Genomic DNA, 5,809 nt, shown 5'->3' with positions numbered 1-5,809 from the left:
CTCACCGGTTCCGAAACTTATTATATTAATTCCCTGTGCCTGTAATTCTTTTGCTTTTGTATCAAGTGCCAACGTCGGTGAAGGTTTTATTGCCTGAACTCTTTTTGATAAAAACATTTTTTTATCCTCTTGCATAAAATATGGATTGTTTAATTAAATTGATTAATTATACTATATTTTTAAATAAAAACAAAAAACAAAAAACAAAAAATATTTTATAATTTTTTACTTTACTTAAAAAACATAAATTTAGTAAAATCAAATATTGTGTTATAAAATGAAAGTGTAAGCGTAAGTTGTTTTGTCGGAGGTTTGAAGATGATAAGAGCAATTTATTTGAATAACGGTGTTTGCGATTATGAGTTTGAAGTTGAACAAATAAGTAATACCTATAAAAACGGTTCAACATTAATGTGGGTTGATATTACACTTGAAAAAGGTGATTTGTCTACCGACGAAATTGCACTTTTAACCGATACGTTTAAATTTCATGAACTTTCCGTTGAGGATTGTCTGTTTCCGCTGTATAATCCGAAAGTTGAAGAATTTGATAACTATTTGTTTGTCAGCACACACAGTATAAGATTAAAAGCCATAGATTTATCCGAATTTGACGAATCGGTTTATGAAGTTGATATATTCTTGTCAAAAAATCTTATAGTTACCGTTCATACCGAGGAATTGCAATTTATTGACGGACTTATGCAAAAAGCAAAGTTAAAACCTTTGATAGAATTAAAAAGTATTGATAATTTACTTTATAACATATTATCAAAAATAGTTGATAATCTTGAAAGAACAATGGATAAAATAAGTGATAAAATAGATTTGCTTGAAGATAAGGTTCTTGAAAATCCGAGTCCGGATTTGATGGAAGAAATACTTGATTTGAAAAAAGTTTTGTTGTCGATGAGAAAAATTTCCGATCCTCAAAAAAACGTATATTCGTTTTTTTCAAGAGAAAATAATGAATATGTTAACCCTTCATATTCGGCTTATTTCAGAGATGTAACGGATCAGCTTGACAGGTTAAATAAAACAATAACATATAATTCGCAGATGATAGGTTCTTTAATTACCGTTTACATGTCATCGGTAACTATTAAATTAAACGAAACGATGAAATTTTTAAGTATAATAGCAACAATTTTTTTACCGGTTCTTATATTCGCAAGTTATTACGGAATGAATGTTGCTTTTCCGGAAATTGCAATTTTCGGCCAAACGGGAACTTGGTTTTTTGCATTGTTTTTAATAGTTGTTTCAACTTTCGGGATTTTTCTTTACATGAAAAAGAAAAAGTGGTTTTAATTTGATAGAATAAACGAATATATATTTGAAAATTAGGGAGTTTATATGAGAAAAATAAAAATATTTTTTTATGATAATTGGGGTAAAATAGTAATTATATTATCAATAATAATATTGTTGTTTCTTACCGTATGGGGTTTAAGCAAGCTTGAATCTTTTTACAGGAATATGACAATAGCAACGCTCCCAATGCAAATATTGATAGGCGGGCTTCATGCTATGGTATTTGTCGGTGCATATTTGTATTTTATGAGGGGCGGTTTCGGTAAAGTTAAGAAAAACAGAATAAAAGCAAGTGATATAAATGTAAAATTCAGTGATGTTATAGGGCTTGACGGTGCCAAAAAAGAAGCAATGGAAGTAGTTCAGTTAATAAAAGATTCCGCAAAAGTAAAGAAGATAGGCGGTAAAATAGTTAAAGGTATTATTTTAATGGGGCCTCCGGGATGCGGAAAAACTTTACTTGCAAAAGCCATTGCAACCGAAGCCAAAATGCCGTTTTTGTCAATGTCTGGCAGTGAATTTGTTGAAGTTTTTGTCGGTGTAGGTGCTTCAAGGGTTAGACAGTTGTTTCAAAAAGCAAGAAAACTTGCTTATGCCGAAGGTGCATGTATTTTGTTTATAGACGAAATTGAAGTTATAGGAAGAGGCAGAACTTTTTCGTATATGGGCGGGGGAGAAGAAACAAACAGCACACAGAATCAGTTGCTTGTTGAGCTTGACGGTTTGGAAAGTAAAAAAGATAATATTATAGTAATAGCCGCAACAAATGCAAATGAAAATGTTCTTGATAAAGCTCTTTTAAGGCCCGGAAGGTTTGACAGAAAAATCCGCATAACGTTACCTAATTTAAAAGAAAGGGAAGATCTTTTTAAATTTTATCTTAAAAAAGTAAAAGTTGCTCCTAATGTTGATGTTTCAAAATTGGCAAGAAAAGCCGTTTATAAGTCCCCTGCGGAAATTGAAAATATAATTAAAGAAGCTGCTTTGGTTGCTACAAGAAACGGTAAAGAAACGGTGGATATGAGTGATATTTCATCGGCAATGGACAGGATAGATTTAGGTTTGGAAAGCCATATAACAATGACACCTAAAGAAAGGGAAATGACCGCTTATCACGAAGCAGGTCATGCCGTAACTTTATATTATTTGCATCCGACCGATGATGTTTTTAAGGCAACAATAAAATCAAGGGGTGATGCACTCGGGTTGGTTGCTCATAATCCTAAGGAAGAATGGCATACACAAAATAAAGAAAAGCTTATTGCCGATATTATGGTAGCACTTGCCGGATACAGCAGTGAAAAAATTAAATACGGAACAACATCTACCGGTGTATCTTCGGATTTTACAAAAGCAATGGCAATTGCAAATGCAATGGTTTGGCAGTTCGGCATGGGAGAAAAAGGTTTTATAGGAGATTTTACCGCAATACCTAAAGAAAATTTGTCAACGGATTTGAAAGAAAAATTAAACGAACAAACTATGGCAATATTGAATTTATGTTTGGAAAGAGTTGATAAATACCTTAGCGAACAATGGGATATAGTAGATAAAATGGCACAAGCTTTGCTTGAGAAGGAAGAACTTGATTATGACGATATAGAAGAATTATTTACAAAATACGGTAAAAACAGAGAAAGAATTCTTGATACAAATGTTACAAGCAAAAATATAAAAACGGAAACCGTTAATGCTTAAATACTTAATTTGTTCTTTGGCTATGTTTTTTTCTTTTTGCTCTTGTGCTCCGAGTTTTCCTAAAGAAACTTTAGTGCAGGATATAGAAAAGATTATTGAAAAAGAATCGGGAATTTTACCGAAAGTTGAAATTATAAAAGATACTTTGTATTTGGATTTGGAAATGGAAGATATTGTATCTTTGCAGAGTGAAGTTGTTTCAAAAGCAATAAGTTCTTTGCAAAGTGCCGTTTTTGCAATTACAAGGGTTGCATTAAGTTCAGATGCCGATATTAAAATTATAGTGGTTACGGCTTATGACCCTAACTTTCAGGTTGCTTTAAGAATGTTTCAAAATATAGACGATGTAAAAAGTTATTTTTATCAAAGAATATCAAGAGGCGATTACGAACAAAGACAACTTATAGAAATGGAAAATCCGGAAACGGCTCGTGATGCGGTATTGGATAAACATTATATCACAATGGATGAATTTGTCTCACGGCTTGTTATTTCCCAGCTGAATATGTCCGGCAGAACAAATCCGTTTATTGCAAATCTTTTAACGACATTAAATTTAAAATATTATTATATTAATTCCGGGGTAGTTTATCTTCACTCGTCAGGTGACGGTGAAATTTTATCTTCAAAGTTTATAAAACAAATTATAACGTCGGAATTTAAGAAAAATATAGAAAAATACAAAATAGAAACTATGAAATCGGCGGTTATTTTGGATAAAGAAAATAACTCTGTTTTGGAATTGGATTTGAAATAGTTATTTAAAAATTGTTAAAATTATATAAATTATTTTTTGGAGATTTAAATGGAATTATTTAAAATGGCAAAAGAAGCAATGTCAATGAGAAGCAAATTGAAAGAAATGGAAAAAGTTTTAAAAGCCAAGGTAGTTGATGTTGAATATAAAGGTGTTAAAATAAAAATAAATGCAAAGAGTGAAATTTTGGATTTAAAGTTGCCGGAAGATGTTTTAAGTAAATCAGTTAAAGATGTTGAAAAATTGGTTTTGTCGGCTTTTCAAGAGGCAATAAGTCGTTCCCAAAAAGAAATGGCCGAAGAATCTAAAAAAATGATGGGCGGTTTAAATATACCTGGATTAAATTAAAAAAAATATAAACGGGAGAGAATATGAAAAAATTATTTTTTTCTTTAGTTGCTTGTTTGTTTTTCAGTGTTGTTTGTTTTGCCGAAAAAACGTTTTTTATTGCCGGGAAAATAGATATGCCGAAAGAAGTAAGGAATACAAGTGTTGTAGTAGATATTTCCGGTACTGCGGATTTACAGGTTAAGCCCGACAGAAAAGGTAATTACATAGCCGAGGGGCTTCCTGCAGGCGGGAGTTACACTATATCTGTTGTTTTACCCGGTTATGAAGCAACTCCGCAAACGAGAACCGTTGATGAGTTAAGTAAAAATATAATGTATGAAGATTTCTCTCTTAAAAAAATTCCGGAAGCAAAGCATAAATTTAAAACAAATTTTGAAAATGAAACCGGTTTTGATGATGATATTGATGATATAGATATGATAGACGTTAAAACAAATAAAGTCAAAAAAGCAAAGAATAAAAAAGATACAAAAACTGTTGCAAAAAAAGATAAAGCAAATTCGGCTGTTGCAGCAAAGGCAGCAACTACTAAAAGTAAAGTTGCAACAAAATCTAAACAAGCCGATAAAGCTGTTACTGCCAAAAAACAACCCGCAAAAGCAACTGCAAAAAAAGATGATTTGTTTGATGATATAGATGATGAGGACATCTTATCCGAGCAGGATGTTTTTGAACCTAAAAAGAAAGTTGGTTCATCTTCAAAGGCGAAAAAAGATGATTTGTTTGATGATGACGATTTGGGATTTGAAGAAGATGATTTGTTTAATGAAGATTTGTTGACGACAAAAAAAGATAATGTAAGTAAAAAAGCCGAAAAAGGAAAAAAACAGGTAAACAAAGCCGTTAACAAAACAAACGATGCAATATCCGATACGGTTGATGATTTTGATTTGAATTCCGATGCGGATTTGCTCAACGATGAAGATTTGCTTTCCGAACCTAAAAAAGAACTTACCAAACAAGAAAAGAAAAAATTAGAAAAAGAAAAGAAGGAAGCGGAAAAGAAAGCCAAAAAAGAAGCAAAAGAAGCTGAAAAGAAAGCTAAAAAAGAAGCAAAGGAAGCAAAAAAGAAAGCCAAAAAAGGAGTAAAAGAAACAGCTGCTGTTGCTTCCGATAAACTTGATGAAAGTTTGGATTTTACGGATGAAGATTTATTACTTGATGAAGAATTGAATCAAACAAAAAATAAAGCTTCTAAAGCAAAAACAGCAATAAAAAAAGAAACGGATTTTGATGAAAACCTCGGTGATGATTTCTTAGATGAATTGGATGATACAAGCTTAAATAAAGCTAAAAATGTAAAATCCAAAAAAAACATAAATGCAAAACTTACAAATGCCGAAGCCAAACAAAGAGCAAAGTTGGAAGCTAAACAATTTGACGGTGAATCGGATGACTTTTCTTATGAAGAACCTGTTGAAGATGAGTTAGAAGTTGAAACCGAATATGTATCAATATCAGGCAGGGTTGTAAAAGGTAAAGCCGGTGTTAAAAATATTAAGTTGAATTTGGTAGGTTTAAGTAAACCTGTTACAGCAACGACAGACAGTAACGGTTTTTATAAATTTGACAAACTGCCGGCAGGTAAAGATTATGTGGTTGCCGTTGTAGCCGGTAAACAGAATTTAAAAATTTCTCCTATGTCAAAAGTTAATAAAAAATTAACAAGAGATGCTAAAAATCAAAATT

The 5,809-nt window shown here is 31.7% G+C and carries 4 protein-coding genes and 1 pseudogene; all 5 read left to right on the top strand.

Features of this window, described 5'->3' with window-relative positions; translation table 11 throughout:
* The first annotated feature begins 318 nt into the window (after nt 1-318).
* Nucleotides 319-1,311: a magnesium transporter CorA family protein gene (locus ACMUOV_RS04685; RefSeq protein WP_413853951.1), complete on the top strand. Its 993-nt coding sequence runs from the start codon at nt 319-321 to the stop codon at nt 1,309-1,311.
* Between the two features lie 45 nt (nt 1,312-1,356).
* Nucleotides 1,357-3,012 (top strand): AAA family ATPase, encoded by a 1,656-nt coding sequence (locus ACMUOV_RS04680; protein WP_413853950.1) that lies wholly within the window; start codon nt 1,357-1,359, stop codon nt 3,010-3,012.
* A complete protein-coding gene (locus tag ACMUOV_RS04675; RefSeq protein ID WP_413853949.1) occupies nt 3,005-3,769 on the top strand; it encodes a hypothetical protein in 765 nt (254 codons plus the stop codon). Before ACMUOV_RS04680 ends, ACMUOV_RS04675 begins: the two co-directional genes overlap by 8 nt.
* A 48-nt stretch (nt 3,770-3,817) precedes the next feature.
* On the top strand, nt 3,818-4,117 hold the full coding sequence (locus tag ACMUOV_RS04670; RefSeq protein ID WP_413853948.1) for a YbaB/EbfC family nucleoid-associated protein: 300 nt from the start codon (nt 3,818-3,820) through the stop codon (nt 4,115-4,117).
* Nucleotides 4,118-4,140: 23 nt separating this feature from the next.
* Nucleotides 4,141-5,809: pseudogene (locus tag ACMUOV_RS04665) on the top strand (hypothetical protein); the annotation flags it as partial.

It is taken from the genome of Candidatus Ruminimicrobium bovinum, assembly GCF_902760015.1.
GTDB lineage: Bacteria > Elusimicrobiota > Endomicrobiia > Endomicrobiales > Endomicrobiaceae > Ruminimicrobium > Ruminimicrobium bovinum.
This window is presented reverse-complemented; position numbering and strand designations above follow the sequence as displayed.